The 16,008-nt window shown below is 64.3% G+C and carries 18 protein-coding genes; 8 read left to right on the top strand and 10 right to left on the bottom strand.

Annotation, left to right across the window (positions count from 1 at the left end):
• The first annotated feature begins 6 nt into the window (after positions 1-6).
• Complete coding sequence (locus tag AABQ55_RS14695) at positions 7-969, top strand: hypothetical protein (protein WP_398430749.1); 963 nt, start codon at positions 7-9, stop codon at positions 967-969.
• Between the two features lie 81 nt (positions 970-1,050).
• On the opposite strand, the gene AABQ55_RS14700 is transcribed toward AABQ55_RS14695, so the two are convergent.
• The 3 genes from AABQ55_RS14700 to AABQ55_RS14710 form a co-directional block, all read right to left on the bottom strand.
• Positions 1,051-1,887 carry a lysophospholipid acyltransferase family protein gene (locus AABQ55_RS14700; RefSeq protein WP_272805526.1) on the bottom strand — a complete coding sequence of 279 codons (837 nt, stop codon included), beginning with the start codon at positions 1,885-1,887 and terminating at the stop codon, positions 1,051-1,053.
• A 238-nt stretch (positions 1,888-2,125) separates the two neighbouring features.
• On the bottom strand, positions 2,126-4,099 hold the full coding sequence (gene thrS, locus AABQ55_RS14705) for a threonine--tRNA ligase (RefSeq protein ID WP_272805527.1): 1,974 nt from the start codon (positions 4,097-4,099) through the stop codon (positions 2,126-2,128).
• Positions 4,100-4,220: 121 nt separating this feature from the next.
• Positions 4,221-5,213: an exonuclease domain-containing protein gene (locus AABQ55_RS14710; RefSeq protein WP_272805528.1), complete on the bottom strand. Its 993-nt coding sequence runs from the start codon at positions 5,211-5,213 to the stop codon at positions 4,221-4,223.
• Between the two features lie 578 nt (positions 5,214-5,791).
• Between AABQ55_RS14710 and AABQ55_RS14715 the strand changes: the two genes are divergently transcribed.
• Positions 5,792-6,202, top strand: coding sequence for a hypothetical protein (locus AABQ55_RS14715; protein ID WP_272805529.1), 411 nt, complete (start codon positions 5,792-5,794; stop codon positions 6,200-6,202).
• Between the two features lie 7 nt (positions 6,203-6,209).
• Here AABQ55_RS14715 and prmB read toward each other — a convergent pair whose 3' ends face one another.
• On the bottom strand, positions 6,210-7,127 hold the full coding sequence (gene prmB, locus AABQ55_RS14720; RefSeq protein ID WP_272805530.1) for a 50S ribosomal protein L3 N(5)-glutamine methyltransferase: 918 nt from the start codon (positions 7,125-7,127) through the stop codon (positions 6,210-6,212).
• Between the two features lie 198 nt (positions 7,128-7,325).
• Here prmB and AABQ55_RS14725 point away from each other — a divergent pair, with 198 nt between their 5' ends.
• A complete protein-coding gene (locus AABQ55_RS14725; protein WP_272805531.1) occupies positions 7,326-8,153 on the top strand; it encodes a pseudouridine synthase in 828 nt (275 codons plus the stop codon).
• A 120-nt stretch (positions 8,154-8,273) separates the two neighbouring features.
• Positions 8,274-8,858 (top strand): methyltransferase family protein, encoded by a 585-nt coding sequence (locus AABQ55_RS14730; RefSeq protein ID WP_272805532.1) that lies wholly within the window; start codon positions 8,274-8,276, stop codon positions 8,856-8,858.
• A 2-nt stretch (positions 8,859-8,860) separates the two neighbouring features.
• Here the strand turns inward: AABQ55_RS14730 and AABQ55_RS14735 are convergent, their stop codons facing one another.
• From AABQ55_RS14735 to AABQ55_RS14750, 4 genes are read right to left on the bottom strand one after another with little or no spacing between them, the layout of a single operon-like run.
• A complete protein-coding gene (locus tag AABQ55_RS14735) occupies positions 8,861-9,388 on the bottom strand; it encodes a DUF1697 domain-containing protein (RefSeq protein WP_272805533.1) in 528 nt (175 codons plus the stop codon).
• Positions 9,385-9,804 (bottom strand): DUF2267 domain-containing protein, encoded by a 420-nt coding sequence (locus AABQ55_RS14740; protein WP_272805534.1) that lies wholly within the window; start codon positions 9,802-9,804, stop codon positions 9,385-9,387. The genes AABQ55_RS14735 and AABQ55_RS14740 overlap by 4 nt, the downstream gene beginning before the upstream one ends.
• Positions 9,805-9,808: 4 nt before the next feature.
• A complete protein-coding gene (gene yidD / locus AABQ55_RS14745; RefSeq protein WP_272805535.1) occupies positions 9,809-10,174 on the bottom strand; it encodes a membrane protein insertion efficiency factor YidD in 366 nt (121 codons plus the stop codon).
• Positions 10,175-10,180: 6 nt separating this feature from the next.
• The gene (locus tag AABQ55_RS14750; RefSeq protein ID WP_133035393.1) at positions 10,181-10,627 is read right to left on the bottom strand and encodes an iron-sulfur cluster assembly scaffold protein; all 447 of its coding nucleotides are present in this window, start codon (positions 10,625-10,627) and stop codon (positions 10,181-10,183) included.
• A 394-nt stretch (positions 10,628-11,021) separates the two neighbouring features.
• Here AABQ55_RS14750 and folE point away from each other — a divergent pair, with 394 nt between their 5' ends.
• The 3 genes from folE to AABQ55_RS14765 all read left to right on the top strand — a co-directional run bounded on the left by folE (position 11,022) and on the right by AABQ55_RS14765 (position 13,549).
• The gene (gene folE / locus AABQ55_RS14755) at positions 11,022-11,633 is read left to right on the top strand and encodes a GTP cyclohydrolase I FolE (protein ID WP_272805536.1); all 612 of its coding nucleotides are present in this window, start codon (positions 11,022-11,024) and stop codon (positions 11,631-11,633) included.
• A gap of 139 nt (positions 11,634-11,772) precedes the next feature.
• On the top strand, positions 11,773-12,225 hold the full coding sequence (gene hisI / locus AABQ55_RS14760; RefSeq protein ID WP_336314378.1) for a phosphoribosyl-AMP cyclohydrolase: 453 nt from the start codon (positions 11,773-11,775) through the stop codon (positions 12,223-12,225).
• 361 nt (positions 12,226-12,586) lie between these two features.
• Positions 12,587-13,549, top strand: a complete 963-nt coding sequence (locus AABQ55_RS14765) for a patatin-like phospholipase family protein (RefSeq protein WP_244765388.1) — start codon at positions 12,587-12,589, stop codon at positions 13,547-13,549.
• 79 nt (positions 13,550-13,628) lie between these two features.
• On the opposite strand, the gene AABQ55_RS14770 is transcribed toward AABQ55_RS14765, so the two are convergent.
• On the bottom strand, positions 13,629-14,057 hold the full coding sequence (locus AABQ55_RS14770) for a CBS domain-containing protein (protein ID WP_244765387.1): 429 nt from the start codon (positions 14,055-14,057) through the stop codon (positions 13,629-13,631).
• Between the two features lie 186 nt (positions 14,058-14,243).
• Positions 14,244-14,984 (bottom strand): rhomboid family intramembrane serine protease, encoded by a 741-nt coding sequence (locus AABQ55_RS14775; protein ID WP_272805537.1) that lies wholly within the window; start codon positions 14,982-14,984, stop codon positions 14,244-14,246.
• Positions 14,985-15,276: 292 nt separating this feature from the next.
• Between AABQ55_RS14775 and AABQ55_RS14780 the strand changes: the two genes are divergently transcribed.
• Complete coding sequence (locus tag AABQ55_RS14780) at positions 15,277-15,912, top strand: PAS domain-containing protein (protein WP_272805538.1); 636 nt, start codon at positions 15,277-15,279, stop codon at positions 15,910-15,912.
• Positions 15,913-16,008: the final 96 nt, after the last annotated feature.

Below are 16,008 nucleotides of genomic sequence, written 5' to 3' on the forward strand. Positions count from 1 at the left end.
GTTGCCATGAGCCTTGCCGTGGCGAGCCTCGTCGCGTCGCCCGTCCCGGCCCGCGCGCAGGAGGCGCTGGACAGTTTCTCCCAGATCACCACGCCGCTGAAGGGCAGCAAGCTCACCTCGTTCAACCCGATCGTGACGGGCGAGGCGACGCCGGCGAACCTCAGGGACGTGACCTGCGAGGCGCTCCTGACGAAGGACGGCAGCCCCATGCAGCACGGGCTGACCTGGCGCGTCTTCTCGCCCATTCCGGGCGCCGACGGCAAGCTGCCGCTGCTGGCTTCCTCCGAGGGCGGCTCCGCCGCCTTCCAGCTTGTGCCCGGCGAATATTTCGTCAACGTCGCCTTCGGCCGCGCGGGCGCCACCAAGAAGCTGGTCGTTCCCGATACCGGCGATGTCGACAAGCAGGTCATGGTGCTCGATGCCGGCGGCATCATGCTGAACGCCGTCTCCGGCTCGGACGTGCGCATCCCCCCGAAGGAGCTCTCCTTCTCGATCTTCGCCGCCGACGTGCGCGAGGACGGCGAGCGCAACCTCGTCGTCGACGACGTGAAGCCGAACTCCGTCGTGCGCCTCAATGCCGGCACCTACCACGTCGTCTCCGATTACGGCACGGTCAACGCCGTCATCCGCGCCGACATCCAGGTCGAGGCCGGCAAGCTGACGCGCGCGACGATCCAGCACCGTGCCGCAAAGCTCACGCTGAAGCTCGTCTCCGAGCCCGGCGGCGAGGCGATCGCCGATACGGCCTGGTCGATCCTCACCTCCTCGGGCGACACGGTCAGCGAAAGCGTCGGCGCCTTCCCGACGCTGGTGCTGGCCGAGGGTAGCTACATCGCCGTCGCCCGCAACAAGAACAAGATCTACCAGCGCGACTTCACCGTGAAGGCCGGCGTCAACACCGATGTCGAGGTGCTGCTCGACGAGAACGCCAACGGGGAGAAGGCCGGCGCCGAGGACGTGGTGGACTGAAAGCCGCATCCAGGCGCGATCGCCTGAAGGCCGGAAAAAGCTCCGGATTCAAACAGATACAGCGTCCGTGCCGACCGGCTCTCAGCCGGCGCGCCGCAGGAACGGCCGCGGCCGGGGCGCCATCGCGAAGACGGCCTCGTGGAGCCGCGCCGTGATGTTCCGGCGGTCGCCCGCATCCAGCTCCGCCCAGGCAATGACGCCGCCGATGCGCGCGGCGATCGTCGCGCCCGAGAGCTTGCGGAACTCGCGGATCAGCAGCGACAGGCGCAGCGTCAGCGAGACCTTGCTGGCGAGATGGAAGAGCCGGCCGTTCTGCCCCTCGAAATAGACGGGGATGACATTCGCCTTGGCCGACTGGATGAGCTTTGCCGGGAACATCTTCCACGGCAGGTCCTCCGCCCGCCCGAACACCTTCCTCGCCGTCGCGACGCCCCCCGCCGGAAACACGATCACCGTCGTGCCCTCTTTCAGAAGCCGCACCGCCTCCGCCCGCGTCTTCATGTTGAGCGCCAGCGCCTCCTTCGTCTCCTCGAAGGAGACCGGCAGCGCATAGGGCTGCATTTCCGGCACTTTCAGCAGGTCGTTGTGGATCATCACCCTGAACGGCCGGCCGAGCTGCTCGGCGAGCGCCAGCACCGCGATGCCGTCGCCGATGCCGAAGGGATGGTTGGCGACGATGACGACCGGCCCCTCGGGCAGGTCCGGCGGCGGCCAGGCGCCCTCGACGCGCAGCCCGACATCGATGAGGTCGAGCATGTCGCCGAAGACCCGCGCGCTCCGCCCGACGACGGAGCTGCGCCAGACATGGTAGAGCCGGGCGTAGCGGTTACGGCCGGCAAGGCCTTCCATGGAGCGGATGAACCATCGTTTGAGGCGCGGATCGTTCTCGTTGGCGTAGGACAGTTCCTTGAACCGCACGGTGTTCCCCAAAAAAGAAATCCCGTGCCGGGTGCACGAGACCTTCGACTCTCGACCTGCGGCGCCCTCTCCTCCGTCATCCTCGGGCTTGACCCGAGGATCCAAACCCTCGAACGAAGGTGGATCCTCGGGTCAAGCCCGAGGATGACGGAGGAGGCGGAGCACGGCCTGTCGCCAGCCTGATCCCGCACTGGCTAGCACGGGATTATTGCAGTTTTCCGACAGTTGCGGCGAAGGCTCACGCCTTGCCGAGCTTGCGCTTCAGGTCCGGCGGCATCGCCTCCAGCGACAGCGTCTCGATCGCCTCGTCAAGCGACATCGCCGTCTGGTTCTGCGAGCCCAGGCGGCGGATGTTGACGGAGCGTTCCTCCGCCTCGCGCCGGCCGCAGACGATGATGACCGGCACCTTGGTCACCGAATGCTCGCGGACCTTGTAGTTGATCTTCTCGTTGCGAAGATCGGTCTCGACGGTCAGGCCGGCATCGCGCAGCTTCTCCGCCACCTCGCGGGCATAGTCGTCCGCCTCGGAGGTGATGGTCGCGACCACCACCTGCTGTGGTGCGATCCACAGCGGCATGTGGCCGGCGAAGTTCTCGATGAGGATGCCGAGGAAGCGCTCCATCGAGCCGCAGATGGCGCGGTGGATCATCACCGGCTGGCGCTTTTCCGACGCCTGGTCGATATAGAATGCGCCGAACCGTTCCGGCAGGTTGAAGTCGACCTGCGTGGTGCCGCACTGCCATTCGCGGCCGATGGCGTCCTTCAGCGTATATTCGAACTTCGGCCCGTAGAACGCGCCCTCGCCCGGCAGGATGCCGGTCTTGATGCGCCCGCCGGACTGCGCCTCGATCTGCTTGAGAACGTCCATCATGACGCTCTCCGCCCGGTCCCACAGCGCATCGGAGCCGACGCGCTTTTCCGGCCGGGTCGAAAGCTTCACGACCACCTCCTCGAAGCCGAAATCCTTGTAGACCGAGAGGATGAGGTCGTTGATGCGCAGGCATTCGGCCGCCATCTGCTCGTCGGTGCAGAAGACATGCGCATCGTCCTGCGTGAAGCCGCGCACGCGCATCAAGCCGTGCAGCGCGCCGGAAGGCTCGTAGCGATGCACATTGCCGAATTCCGCAAGCCGCACAGGCAGTTCGCGGTAGGACTTCAGGCCGTGCTTGAAGATCTGCACATGCCCCGGGCAGTTCATCGGCTTCAGCGCGAAGACGCGCTCGTCATCGGTCTCGTCGCCGGCGACGGTCACCTTGAACATGTTGTCGCGATACCAGCCCCAGTGGCCGGAGGTTTCCCAGAGCGACTTGTCGAGCACCTGCGGCGCGTTCACCTCCTCATAGGTGCCCGCGAGACGACGGCGCATATAGGCGACGAGCGTCTGGAACATGCGCCAGCCCTTGCCGTGCCAGAAGACGACGCCCGGCCCTTCCTCCTGGAAATGGAACAGGTCCATTTCGCGCCCGAGCCGGCGATGGTCGCGCTTTTCGGCCTCGGCGAGGATGTTGAGATAGGTGTCGAGCTCCTCCTGCGTGCGCCAGGCGGTGCCGTAGATGCGTGTCAGCATCGGATTGTTCGAATCGCCGCGCCAATAGGCGCCCGCGACCTTCATCAGCTTGAAGGCCGTGCCGATCTGGCCGGTCGCGGCCATGTGCGGCCCGCGACACAGGTCGAACCAGTCGCCCTGGTAGTAGATCTTGAGGTCCTGCCCCTCGGGGATCGCATCGACCAGCTCGACCTTGTACGTCTCGCCCTTCCCGGCAAAGACCTCCTTCGCCTTGTCGCGCGACCACACTTCCTTGGTGAAGGGCTTGTTGCGCTGGATGATCTCCTTCATGCGCTTTTCGATCTTCGGCAGATCGTCCGGCGTGAAAGGCTCGTCCTTGGCGAAATCGTAGTAAAAACCGTTGTCGATGACCGGCCCGATGGTCACCTGCGTGCCCGGCCAGAGCTCCTGCACCGCCTCCGCCATCACATGCGCGGCATCGTGCCGGATCAGCTCCAGCGCCCGGTCGTCGTCGCGCGTGACGATCTCGATCCGCCCGTTCGAAACGGTATCGGAGAGATCGCGCAGCTCGCCATCGAGCGCAATCGCGACCGCCTTCTTGGCCAGCGACTTGGAAATCGCCTCGGCCACGTCACGCCCCGTCGAGCCCGCGGGATAATCGCGGACGGAGCCATCGGGAAAAGTCAGGGAAACAGGTGCAGACATGAAAGAATCTCCTATCCAGTCCCGCCAACGAATGCGGGTGGTATGCGGGGGGAATGGCCGGATGCGCCGGCGCGTTGCGGTGGGCGGTATACGGGGAATTTGGGGGGATTGGAAGAGCCCTCTAAGAACCTGTGTCCCCGCAAAACTTCAAAAGAACCCCAGCAAAACCGTCCAAGGATTTAGGTGCATAGGTGCTTATAAAATAACCTACGGTACCCAACACTATCAATGCAGAGCTTTTCCCAAGGGACCCATAGAAATTTAACAAAAAACTATCCGAAACAGATGATTTGTTGCTTGAAGTTTCAGTTTCCACAAAAATATCTATTATCTTTCTTAGTTTTATAATCTCTTCCTTTAGAGATTCCACATTCTCATTACTCATCTCAGTAGGGTAATTATCTTTTAAAGACAATCTCCTGAATACCGCAGACAGCTGCTTAAAAACGACAACCTCATCAGGCAAAGCGTTCAGACGCGAAGCATTGAGAAAGCTATCTGTCACAGAATCAAGAAGGTTGGCTGTCTCCAAAGCTGAAATTCTGGAGATATTTGAGTTTCTTAGAACAACAGCTATCTGTGCTGACAATCGGCCACTATCACTGTTTCTTCGCCGTAACTTTTGAAAAATCTCTGACAGTATTTCCGCCGTGTTCAGCGCGCTTTCCCTATTTTCTAAATCCCGATGGACATCCAAGGCCTCCCGCAATTCATCTATAGATTCTCCTAAAAAGGGGAAAACCTCACGGGCTATTGAAAGAGTATCTATGATACGGTCGTGTTGGAATCGCGGCAGACCACAGCGCTCAATCTCGTCATTTAGGCAGCGCATGATGATGTCAGCATTGTGCGTAACAATTTTCGCATCCGAAATAAAATCGAAAAATCCTTGAGAATAATTCGAAAAATATGGGTAACCAGAAAGGAATTCATCCGTAATACCGTGGGAATATAGATAGGTAGAATTGACACTCTGCTGTGGGCTAAAATATGAATGAAAAACTCTTCCTGATGGCAGCATATCGTCTAATTCGACACAGCCGATTTCAACAATTCTTGATGCATTTTCGCAATCGCGATCTGTTGAATTAAGTGACAAAACAACTCTTCTCATATTTCACCTTGAGCTCACACTGTCAGTATCTCGACACCCTGTTACCGGTTTCCAATCATAGATCTCCTCTAAAAAATTCCATCCGCATTTTCCCCACCCCCAAAACCCGCGCTATCCTGAACCTCCTTCCGCCGCCGGACGGATCGCGTAACGTGTCGATGCGGGCGGGAGGAGGCGCTTTCGCTTTCTGCCGAAACGTACGGCAGGGGCGGAAGAGGCGCAGAACGCTGCGGGAATGCGAATTTCCGTTGTGACAGGCTTCCCCCTTCCCCGGGTCTTGCGGGGTCGGTTTGGGTCCGCCATGCAAGCAGGATGGCGGCGCACGTCCCCGAAAAGCGCGGAACGCGGTTTTCGGAAAAGGTATATGCGCCAACAAACTGCGCAGCGAAGCAGTTTTGCGCCTGAAGGAGACCGGACCGTCTCCGAAGAACGCCTTGGGCCGCGCGAAAGCGATGCCACATATCCCATACCCCAGAGGCAACGCTTTCGCGCGGTTCTCCGGACATGAGCAAACCCGATGGAGCGCCTGCGGGGCGTTTTCGCACGCCCGCAGGCAAGGCAGCTGGAAGGCAGGAACGATGGACGAGGTGAAGGACGTAGCGACCACGATGAGCGCGCTGGAGCGCCGCCACATCCGGCGCATGCAGCCGGAGCTTCGCAAGGCGGCGACGGAAGCCGGCCACCACCGGACGTGCCGCCTGCCGCAATGCCGCCGCGCGAAGCGCTGCAGCGGCTGCCATCCCGCCGACGAGATCGCCACGACGCACTTCAAGACCTTCCCGCCCTGCGTGCACGACGACGCCACGCAGGCGAGCCTGCTTGCCGGCTGGAAGGCGCTCTGCGACCGCGACGAACAGGCATGGCTTGCCGCCGGCTATACGCCGGAAACGCTGGACCGGCTGGACGAAGAGTGGTGCCGCGCGATGGAGGAGGACGACGACTGGCCGGAGGATCCCCTCTGTCCGCCGCCCCGCAATGCCGTCGCGTGAGGCCGGGTCAGGAAACGCCCAGCGCCTCCGCCGAGATCCAGAAAACGGCGTCCTGCGACTGCTCCGTCTCCAGCCAGACGAAGTCCAGATGCGGGAATTCCTCCTCCAGGATCTCGCGGCCCGAGCCGATCTCGCAGATCATGCCGCCGCCCGGATTGAGGTGATCGGCCGCCTCGGCGAGGATTTTTCGAACGAGGTCGAGCCCGTCTTCCCCGCCGTCATGCGCCATTTCCGGCTCGGCGCGGAATTCCGGCGGGTAGCCGGCGAGCGCCGCATGGTCGACATAGGGCGGATTGGTGATGATGAGGTCGTAGGTGCGGCCGGCAAGCGGGGCGAAGAGATCGCCCTGAAGGAGCGTCACCTGGTCCTCCACGTCGTGTTCGGCAAGATTGAGCCTGGCGACCTCCAGCGCGTCGGCCGACAGGTCCACCGCGTCCACGCTCGCCTGCGGGAAGAACTTTGCCGCCAGCACCGCAAGGCAGCCCGAGCCCGTGCAGATGTCGACGGCGCTTTCCACCAGCATCGGATCGGGCAGGAAGGACGAGCCGTGCCCGCCGAGATATTCGGAGAACAGGATCTCGCCGATATGCGAGCGCGGCACGATCACCCGCTCGTCGACAAAAAAGCGCACGCCCTGGATATAGGACCGGCCGGTGAGGTAAGCCGAGGGTTTTCGCGTCGTGACGCGCGCCTCGATGCGTGCCGCGAGCAGCTGCCGCTCGGCCGGCAGCAGGCGGGCGTCGAGGAAGGGATCGAGCGTGTCGATCGGCAGGTCGAGCGTGTCGAGCAGGAGGAAGGCCGCATCGTCGCCGGCCGTCGTCGTGCCGTGGCCGTAGCTGAGGTCGGCCGCGTTGAAGCGGGAGATCGCATAGCGCCAGTAGTCGCGCAGCGTGACGAGTTCGGTTGTGATGTCGTCCTGGGTCAACGGCGGCCTCGCTTCGGCTATAGTGGACGGGCGCAATTCCGGCAGAACCGTGCAGCGGTCTTGCATCGGGAATTGCGCAAAAGACGGACAGGGCCTTTCCACCAGCCGCAGGCGAGCGGAAAGGCTCTGGACGGACCCGGCTTTAGAATGGCATGGGCTGGCCGGTCAACCGCGGCGATCAGGGGTTTTACGGGCAGCATGGCGAAAGACAGAGGCAAACGGCAAAAACCGACGCCTGCCGGCAGGACAGCGGCCGCCCCGAAGGCCCGCGCCGCCGCGCGGCCCGAGGCCGCCCCCGCAGGCAAGCGCGCCACCCTGCCCCGCGCCCTCTCCAAGCTCGGCTTCTGCTCGCGCACGGAGGCGGAAGCGCTGATTTCGGCCGGCCGCGTCGCCGTCGCCGGCCGTATCGTCACCGATCCCGAGACCTGGATCGACCTTGCCGACGCGCGCATCACGGTGGACGGCGCGGCGGTCGTCGCGGAAAAACCCGTCTATCTCATGCTCAACAAGCCCCGCGGCCTCGTCACCACCCGGCACGATCCGGAGGGCCGGCCGACGGTGTTCGAATGCCTGAAGCACCTCGATCCCGCGCATCTCTCGCCCGTCGGCCGGCTCGACAAGGCGAGCGAGGGCCTGCTCCTCTTCTCCAACGACACGGAATTCGCCAACGCCCTGCTCGATCCGAAGACCCATGTCGCCAAGACCTACCATGTCCAGATCGACCGCATCGCCGACCGGCTGGTCCTCGACGCGCTGGAGAAGGGCGTCCACCACGACGGCGAGTTCCTGCGCGCAAGGTCCGTAGGCAGGCTGCGCGACGGCGAACGGAATTCCTGGCTCGAGATCGTGCTCGACGAGGGCCGCAACCGCCAGATCCGCCGCATGCTGGAAGCGCTCGATATCGCATGCCTTCGCCTCGTGCGCGTCGCCATCGGCGATCTCGTGCTTGGGGATCTCGAAAAGGGCGCCGTCCGCCCGCTGACGGAGGCGGAAGTCAAGAGGCTTCGCCGGCTCGTCCGCCGCTGAGCACCGCGACTGCGTTTTCCCCGCACTACCGGCCGGCCGCATACTGGGTCGCACGGCGCGAGCCTTGACTCTCCAGTCACTGGAGGTTGCAGACTGGCCGCGACCCAGACCGGAGACCCGATGATGCCCTCCCTGCCCGTTCTTTCCGCGGCCCTCATGGGCGCCTATCTCGCCGCCTTCCTCACCCTGACGGCGGTTTCGGCGCGGGCGGCGGGACGGCCGGCCTGGCTGTTCGGCCTCGGCGGCCGGCAGGGCCTGCCCGCCCTGCTCTTCCGCCTGAGCTTTGCCGGCGGCCTGCTCTACCCCGTGCTTCTCGCCACCGGCGTCGAGCCGGCGCCGGCGTTTCTCGATCCGCCCCCGCCGGTCCGTATCGCCGGCCTGCTGCTGGCGCTTTCCGGCGGCCTCTTCGCCATCCATGCCCAGCGCTGCATGGGCCTGTCCTGGCGCATCGGCTCGGCGGCGGGGCATTCCGGCGCCATCGTCGAAACGGGGCCTTTCCGCCTGTCGCGCAATCCGGTCTTCGTCGGGCAGGTCGCGCTCTTCGCCGGCCTTCTCGTCGCGCGGCCGGATGCGGTCCAGCTCGCACTCACGGCCGCGCTCGTGCTCGCGGTCCGGCTGCAGGTTCGGGTGGAGGAGGCGGTGCTGGTCCAGGATCTCGGCACGGCCTATCGCGCCTACCGGCAGCGGGTGCCCCGGTGGCTGTGAGCTCAGCCGAGCATGGTCGCAAGGCCGTTGACGGTGTTGGCATTGCGCAGGGTGCCGATGCCGAGCTTCTTCGTCGTCAGGTGCGACAGGAGCTTCGTCTCGCTCGGCTTCTGCGAGAAATCCACCCAGAGATCGCCGTCGACGACGGCGAGGCGGATGCCGGGCCTGGCGATCCTTTCGAGCCTCGGCAGAACCTCCGGCCCCAGCGGCGTCCGCATGACGCGGATGCCCACATCCGCGCCGTTGCCACTCGGAAAAGGATTGCCGGCCGCAAGCCGCCGCCAGGCCTCCGCCGTGCGCAGGATGATGTCGGCATGCTTTTCGAAGCGCGCGCGAAACGCCGCTTCCAGCCGGTCCTCGATGGCGCAAAGCGGTTCGTCCTCTCCCTCGAAGATCAGGTTGCCGGTGGCGACCAGGGTGCGCGTGCCGCGAAAGCCGAGGCCTTCGGCCATGGCCCTGAGGTCGGCCATCACGAGCCGCCGTCCGGGGCCGAGCACGATGGAATGCAGAAGAGCGACATAGACCGTCATGGGCGCCAGAACGCCCGTGCGGCGGGCGGCAGCCGGTCGAGGACGCGCGCGAAGGCCGCCGGATCGACATGCCGGCCGAGGGCGGCGGCAACATCGGCGATGGCCGTCTGCGGCGAGACATTGTGGTCGCCGCGAAACGCCTGCACCTCGCGGGTCAGCACGTCCCGTTCCGCAAAGGGCCGGACCGGTTCGGCGATATCCCAGCCCGACACGAAGAGCGCGCGCAATACCGGCGGCAGGACCGCGGCGAAGGCAAGCGCGTCCGCCACAGAAAGCCGGCGGCGGAACACCGTCAGAACGGCCTCCGCCATGGTGAAGGCCTGGTTGGTGGTCTGCAGCATGGCCGTGTCGCGGGCATCGACGAGGAAGGCGTCGAAATCGCGCGAGGCCTGGCGGTATTCCATCGGCACGGTCATGGCGTCACCGCCTCTTTTCCGCGACGCGCCACAGCCGCCAGGGCGCCCACCAGTGAAAGCGCGGCGCCAGCGCCTCCGGCACGGGATCGAAACCATGGGTGCCGCCGGGGCCGCAGCGGGCGACGCGGAACAGCGCCAGGAAGCCGCCCCGCCACAGACCGTGGCGGGCGACGGCCTCATAGCCATATTCCGAGCAGGTCGGCAGGTGGCGGCAACCGTTGCCGATGAAACCGGAAAGCGTCAGCTGGTAGAGCCGGATGAACCCCATGCCGAGGAGGCGGCCCGGCGTCCGGCGGAACGGCCCCTGCCAGTTGCGCCCCCTATGGACAGGCCGCGCACCGGCATGCCGGCAGTCGGGCGCATCGCACATCGCCCCTCACCCGGCCTTTTCCAGCCGCTTCGCTTCGATCTGGCCGATGGCGTCCACCACGGCGTCGAAGGTCAGCATGGTGGAGGCGTGGCGGGCCTTGTAGTCCTTGACCGGCCGCAGGAACCGCATGTCCTCGAAGCGGCCGTCCGGCCCCTCGCCGTCGGCCTTGAGCATGGCCAGCATCTTGTCGCGCGCGTCGCGGATTTCCGCCGTCGTCGCGCCGATGACATGGCGCGCCATGATCGAGGACGAGGCCTGGCCGAGCGCGCAGGCCTTTACCTCATGGGCGAAATCCGTGACCCGGTCGCCGTCGAGCTTCAGGTAGACCTTGACGCGCGAGCCGCACAGCTTGGAATGGGCGCCGGCCTCGCCGTCCGCATCGGCAAGCGTGCCGATGCGCGGGATGTTGCCGGCAAATTCGAGGATACGGCTGTTGTAGATATCGTCCATCATGGTCCCGTTTTCCGCATTTTTTGCGGAATCTTCAATGATCCGAGGAGATTATTCCGGCCTCGTCGGTAAAAAAGCACGGCGTGTCGTCTCAAGCCTCTTTCGCAGGCCTCGCCCGATACTATATGATAACTCGTATTGGGGTGAGCGTTTTGCAAGACGCTGGAGCAATTCCCGGAAACGTGCGAAACGGTTTTCCGTCCGGAACTGCGAAGGCAAGGAGCAAGTCGTTCACCTGTTGTTTGGGAAACCGTGCCGGACGGTCATGCGCACTGAGAAGCGAAGACCCGAAAGCCCCGGAGCCCGCCAACGGAACCCAAGCCTGCAGGGTTAGGCGAATGGCCAGTGGCGAGTCCGATAAACACGTCAGGTAACCTGCAGAAAGGTCAATGGGTCCATGGACGCCATAGTCACCAATTTCCCGCGTGTCGACGATCCGGCCGGCCGTCCTTCGCAAAAAGAGGCGGAGGATGCCGTTCGCGTCCTGCTCCGCTGGGCGGGCGACGATCCGGAGCGCGAGGGGCTGCTCGACACCCCGGCGCGCGTTGCGAAAGCCTATCGCGAGCTCTTCTCGGGTTATGATCTCGCCGCCGAGGACGTGCTGGGCCGCACCTTCGAGGAAGTGGCCGGCTACGACGACATGGTGCTGGTGAAGGACATCCCGTTCTTCTCGCATTGCGAGCATCACATGGTGCCGATCATCGGCAAGGCGCATGTCGCCTATCTGCCGAACGGCCGCGTGCTGGGCCTCTCCAAGATCGCCCGCGTGGTGGAGATCTACGGCCGCCGCCTGCAGACGCAGGAGACGATGACGGCGCAGATCGCCAGATCGATCGACGAGACGCTGAACCCGCGCGGCGTCGCCGTGATGATCGAGGCGGAGCATATGTGCATGGCGATGCGCGGCATCCAGAAGCAGGGCTCGACAACGCTCACCACCACCTTTACCGGTGCCTTCAAGACCGAACCGGCCGAGCAGGTCCGGTTCATGACAATGATCCGGAGCTAGAGCATTTCCAGCCGAAGCGATCTCGCTTCGGCGTCGGATAATGCGGCAAAAGCAAGAGTCTGGAGTATTTCCAGCAAAAGTGCGCAGCGATTTTGCGTCCGGGATTGCGTCAAACAGAAAGATGGAGCAATCGACCGCGATGCCGATCATCTTCGAGACCCCGCCCAAGGACAAGGCCGAGCTCGAAACGGGCCTGGCCTTCACGCCGCGCTTCGACGAGCACGGCCTGGTGACGGCCGTGGTGACGGATGCGAAGGACGGCGAGTTGCTGATGGTCGCCCACATGAACGCCGAGTCGCTGGCGCTGACCATCGAGACCGGCATCGCGCATTACTGGAGCCGCTCGCGCAAGGCGCTGTGGAAGAAGGGCGAGACCTCCGGCAACCTGCAGACCGTCGTGGAGCTGCGGACGGATTGCGACCAGGACGCCGTGTGGCTGAAGGTCGCGGTCGCCGGCCATGATGCGACCTGCCACACCGGCCGCAGATCCTGCTTCTACCGCACGGTCTCGAACGGTCCCGATGGCGCCGTGCTGACCATCACGGGCGGCGCGCCGCAGTTCGACCCGGCGGCGATCTACGGCAAAAATTAAGCATCCCGGCGAATTCCGTCCGGTTTCGGCACGGATTCACCAATTGGCAACCGATCCCGACGCTTAATGTCCTGCATGGCGGCTTCTATCCCCGCCATGCGGATCAGGACATGGAACCCCATCGCTCTCGTGCGTCACGACAGGTTTCCAAGGCCGCCCCCACCGGGGCGACGATCCTGCGGGCACGCGCCCTCCTCCAGCCGAAACAGGACGCACACGGGACAGCCCGGCAGGTTTTCGCCCGCAAAGTTCCCCGCGTCACAGAATGCATCTATCCTGTCATCTATTGTGTTGCCGAGGATGCCGCGATGCCGGAACCGATTGCTTCGCTGCGAATTCCTCTTGGTAACGGAGGTCGGGAATGTTGAACTGGAGTTTCAATCGTAGTCTTGTAACAGCCGATGCATCCGACCCCGGCGGTCCTTCCATGAACGACATGTCCCATATTCCCGCGCCGGCCCCGCCGCGCAAATCGAAGATCGCTCTGGCGCTCGGCGGCGGTGCCGCCCGTGGCTGGGCTCATATCGGCGTGCTGAGGGCGCTGGACGAGGAGGGCATAGAGGTCTCGATGATCGCCGGCACCTCCATCGGCGCCCTGGTCGGCGGCTGTTACCTCGCCGGCAAGCTGGACGAGCTGGAAGCCTTCGCCCGCTCGCTCACCATGCGGCGCATCGCGAGCCTGCTCGACTTCACCATTCGCGGTTCCGGCCTTTTCGGCGGCATGCGGCTGACCAAGCGCATGCAGGAGCATCTGGAAAACCTCTCGATCGAGAGCCTCGACCGACCCTTCGTCGCCGTCGCCACGGAGGTCAACAGCGGCCACGAGGTCTGGATCAACAGCGGCGCGCTGATCACCGCCATCCGCGCCTCCTACGCGCTGCCCGGCATCTTCGAGCCGATCAAGTGCAACAATCGCACGCTGGTCGACGGGGCGCTGGTCAATCCGGTGCCGGTCTCGGTCTGCCGCGCCCATGAGGAGCCGCTGGTCGTCGCCGTCAACCTCAACTACGACCTCTATGGCCGCTCGGCGGTGATCAAGCACAGCGCCAGCGAACAGAAGATCGACGAGCCGAGGCAGGAGGACAGCGCCGCGCGGCTCGGCCTGACGAGCGTGATGGTGCAATCCTTCAACATCATCCAGGACCGCATTTCCCGCGCACGCCTTGCCGGCGACCCGCCGGATCTCGCGCTGCATCCCAAGCTTTCGGATATCGGCCTGTCGGAGTTCCACCGCGCCGGCGAAGCGATCGATCGCGGTTATCTCGAAGCCAAGACCCGCATCACCGAGATCAAGCGCATGCAGGAAGTCGTGCTGATGCGCTGACGAAGAGACTGCATGCAGATACCGGAGCGGGCGGAGCGAGGATTGTCGCTCCGCCCGAAACCGTTCGGGGGACCGGAGGTCAGCTGGCGATATAGGCCTTGATGGCATCCGCCTCGTGCTGGATCGCCCGGATATGGGATTTCACCACGTCGCCGATCGAGATGATGCCGACGAGCCGGCCGTCCTTCTCCACAGGGATATGGCGGGCGCGCAGCGTGCTCATCATTTCCATGAGCTCGTCGACGGTCTGGTTCTCGCCGCAACGATGGACATTGCCCCACATGATGGAGGAAATGGGCTTGTCCAGGCATTCGGCCCCGTTGCGGGCGACGGCGGCAACGATGTCGCGCTCGGTCGCAATGCCGGCGATGCGGTCGTTGCGGTCGAGGATGACGATGGCGCCGATGTGGTTTTCATGCAGATAGACGGCAGCCTGCCTGACGGTGAGCTGCGGGCCGCCGGTAACGACGTTGCGGCCCTTCTCGTCCAGTATCGACTTCACATACATGCGTACCTCCCGTGTGCATCATGACGCAGAGAGGCGGGACACCCGATTGGGATTGCCCTGCCAGTACCGGCGGCATCCGCTTCCTCCCGCGACATGCCGCTCCCGTTCCGGTGTGCATGTGCGAACCGGAACACATCCATGGTGCGCCACGAAAGAGGCGATTGCAAGACCGCTAATGGACTATCGTTAATCCCGGCGGCTTTCCGGCGACCCGACATCGAAGAGCGGGAAGAAGAGGAAGCCGAACAGGAAGCCGCCGATATGGGCCTCCCAGGCGATCACCCCGCCGGCATCCGAGCCGAAGATCTGGCCGAAGCCGATCAGGAAGTTCGTCAGGAACCAGATGCCGGAAAAGACCAGCACGGAGCGGTTGGACAGCGCTTCCGGTATCGTCAGGCGGCGGTTGAGATGGGCGAACTGCCGGCTGATGCGCCCGCTCGGCGAAAAGACGAAGCGGGCCGCGGCCCCCATCAGGCCCGAGACGACGCCGGAGGCGCCGACGACGAGGATCATCGCCCCCCAGTGCAGCGCGGTGTGAAAGGCGACCGCGGCAACGGCCGAAAGGCACCAGAACAGGAAGAAGCGCGCAAGGCCGATGCGGCGCACCACCGGCGCTCCGAAGGCGACCATCCAGAAGGCATTGAAGATCAGGTGCTCCCAGCTGCCATGCAGCAGCGAATAGGTGACCGGCCCCCAGAGCCAGCCAAGATCCTGCTCGGCGAAGGGAATGGCATAGCGGCCGGGAATGAAGGCGAAATGCAGGAGCACGAACTCGTCCGCCGAAGCCGAGAGAAGATAGGTGCGGATCACGTGGATGGCGGTCAGGAGCGCCAGGACCGCGACGAGGCTGCCCGGCAGGTTGAAGGCCGGCTCCCGCTTGCGGATATCCACACTGCCACCCTGCACGTCAACGCCGTCGTTACTCATGACCGATCCACCAAACTCATAAAATACGAATCGCGCTTATACAGAGAAAAGAAAGGCCGTGCAGCTTTCGCTGACGGCCGGCGCCCCCAATCCCCGGGGCTGAAATCGATGTGCAGTAAACCAGTCCCTCATGGAGGGATGCCCGGATGTTCCCCCAAGCCGGCCGGCAGCGCAATCGAAACCAAATATTAACCTTAACGCCGCGCTGGCACGAAACTCGCTCCTTCCCCGGCAAGACCACCGGATGCCCGGCCCTTCGTGCCGAAACGGAACAGAATCGATTGGAATGAGCATGCAGACGAAGGCCATCACGGCCCTTTACGACTACTGGACGCGCCAGCGCGGCGAGCGCCGTGTTCCGTTGCGGAGCGCCATCGAGCCCGCCGACATCGCGCCGATCCTGCCCGACGTCTTCATCCTGGAGCACGGCCGGCTGCACGATCCGCGCTTCCGCCTGGCGGGCACGCGCCTCTGCGCGCAGTTCGGCCGGGAATTGAAGGGAACGGCATTCGACGCGCTCTTTGCCCCCGACCAGCGCACCCGCATCGCGCGGATCACGGAGAATGTGATGGCCCATGCGGCGCCCGCCATCCTGCAGGTCGCGCTCGTCGACGGCCGGCTGGAGACCACGGAGGCCGAGATCGTGCTGCTGCCGCTTGCCAGCAAGGGCAAGGCGGCGGATCGCATCATCGGCGCCTTCGCCCCCCTGCCCGGCCAGCAGCCGCCGCTGTGCGCCTTTCGCTATGCGACGCTCGGCGCGCTCTCGGTCATCGATCCGAGCCGCGCGCGCAGCCTCGAGGGCAACCGGCCGGCCATCCCCATGCCCACCTCCGTCATGGCCATGCGGCCGGCCGGCCTCGGCCAGACGGTGAGCCGCGTGCTGCACCTTCGCATCTTCGAAGGCGGCCGTCCGGCTGACGATGCGTGAGGTCGAAGGCGCAGCCGCAACCGAAAACGCCCCTGAGTTGTCAAAACACGCGACCGTGATCGCTTTTCAACGGGTTGGCAAACCTTCTGTTAACCT

Source organism: Shinella sp. WSD5-1, assembly GCF_963942435.1.
GTDB classification, from domain to species: domain Bacteria; phylum Pseudomonadota; class Alphaproteobacteria; order Rhizobiales; family Rhizobiaceae; genus Shinella; species Shinella yambaruensis.

Bases quoted from the DNA above. Each gene is read 5' to 3' on its own strand.
- AABQ55_RS14735 (WP_272805533.1), bottom strand. From the start codon at position 9,388: ATGACGGTCTATGTCGCTCTTCTGCATTCCATCGTGCTCGGCCCCGGA.
- AABQ55_RS14765 (WP_244765388.1), top strand. From the start codon at position 12,587: ATGTTGAACTGGAGTTTCAATCGTAGTCTTGTAACAGCCGATGCATCC.
- AABQ55_RS14775 (WP_272805537.1), bottom strand. From the start codon at position 14,984: ATGAGTAACGACGGCGTTGACGTGCAGGGTGGCAGTGTGGATATCCGC.
- AABQ55_RS14770 (WP_244765387.1), bottom strand. From the start codon at position 14,057: ATGTATGTGAAGTCGATACTGGACGAGAAGGGCCGCAACGTCGTTACC.
- folE (WP_272805536.1), top strand. From the start codon at position 11,022: ATGGACGCCATAGTCACCAATTTCCCGCGTGTCGACGATCCGGCCGGC.
- AABQ55_RS14725 (WP_272805531.1), top strand. From the start codon at position 7,326: ATGGCGAAAGACAGAGGCAAACGGCAAAAACCGACGCCTGCCGGCAGG.
- AABQ55_RS14730 (WP_272805532.1), top strand. From the start codon at position 8,274: ATGATGCCCTCCCTGCCCGTTCTTTCCGCGGCCCTCATGGGCGCCTAT.
- AABQ55_RS14710 (WP_272805528.1), bottom strand. From the start codon at position 5,213: ATGAGAAGAGTTGTTTTGTCACTTAATTCAACAGATCGCGATTGCGAA.
- thrS (WP_272805527.1), bottom strand. From the start codon at position 4,099: ATGTCTGCACCTGTTTCCCTGACTTTTCCCGATGGCTCCGTCCGCGAT.
- AABQ55_RS14750 (WP_133035393.1), bottom strand. From the start codon at position 10,627: ATGATGGACGATATCTACAACAGCCGTATCCTCGAATTTGCCGGCAAC.
- AABQ55_RS14740 (WP_272805534.1), bottom strand. From the start codon at position 9,804: ATGACCGTGCCGATGGAATACCGCCAGGCCTCGCGCGATTTCGACGCC.
- AABQ55_RS14695 (WP_398430749.1), top strand. From the start codon at position 7: ATGAGCCTTGCCGTGGCGAGCCTCGTCGCGTCGCCCGTCCCGGCCCGC.
- yidD (WP_272805535.1), bottom strand. From the start codon at position 10,174: ATGTGCGATGCGCCCGACTGCCGGCATGCCGGTGCGCGGCCTGTCCAT.
- AABQ55_RS14715 (WP_272805529.1), top strand. From the start codon at position 5,792: ATGGACGAGGTGAAGGACGTAGCGACCACGATGAGCGCGCTGGAGCGC.
- AABQ55_RS14780 (WP_272805538.1), top strand. From the start codon at position 15,277: ATGCAGACGAAGGCCATCACGGCCCTTTACGACTACTGGACGCGCCAG.
- hisI (WP_336314378.1), top strand. From the start codon at position 11,773: ATGCCGATCATCTTCGAGACCCCGCCCAAGGACAAGGCCGAGCTCGAA.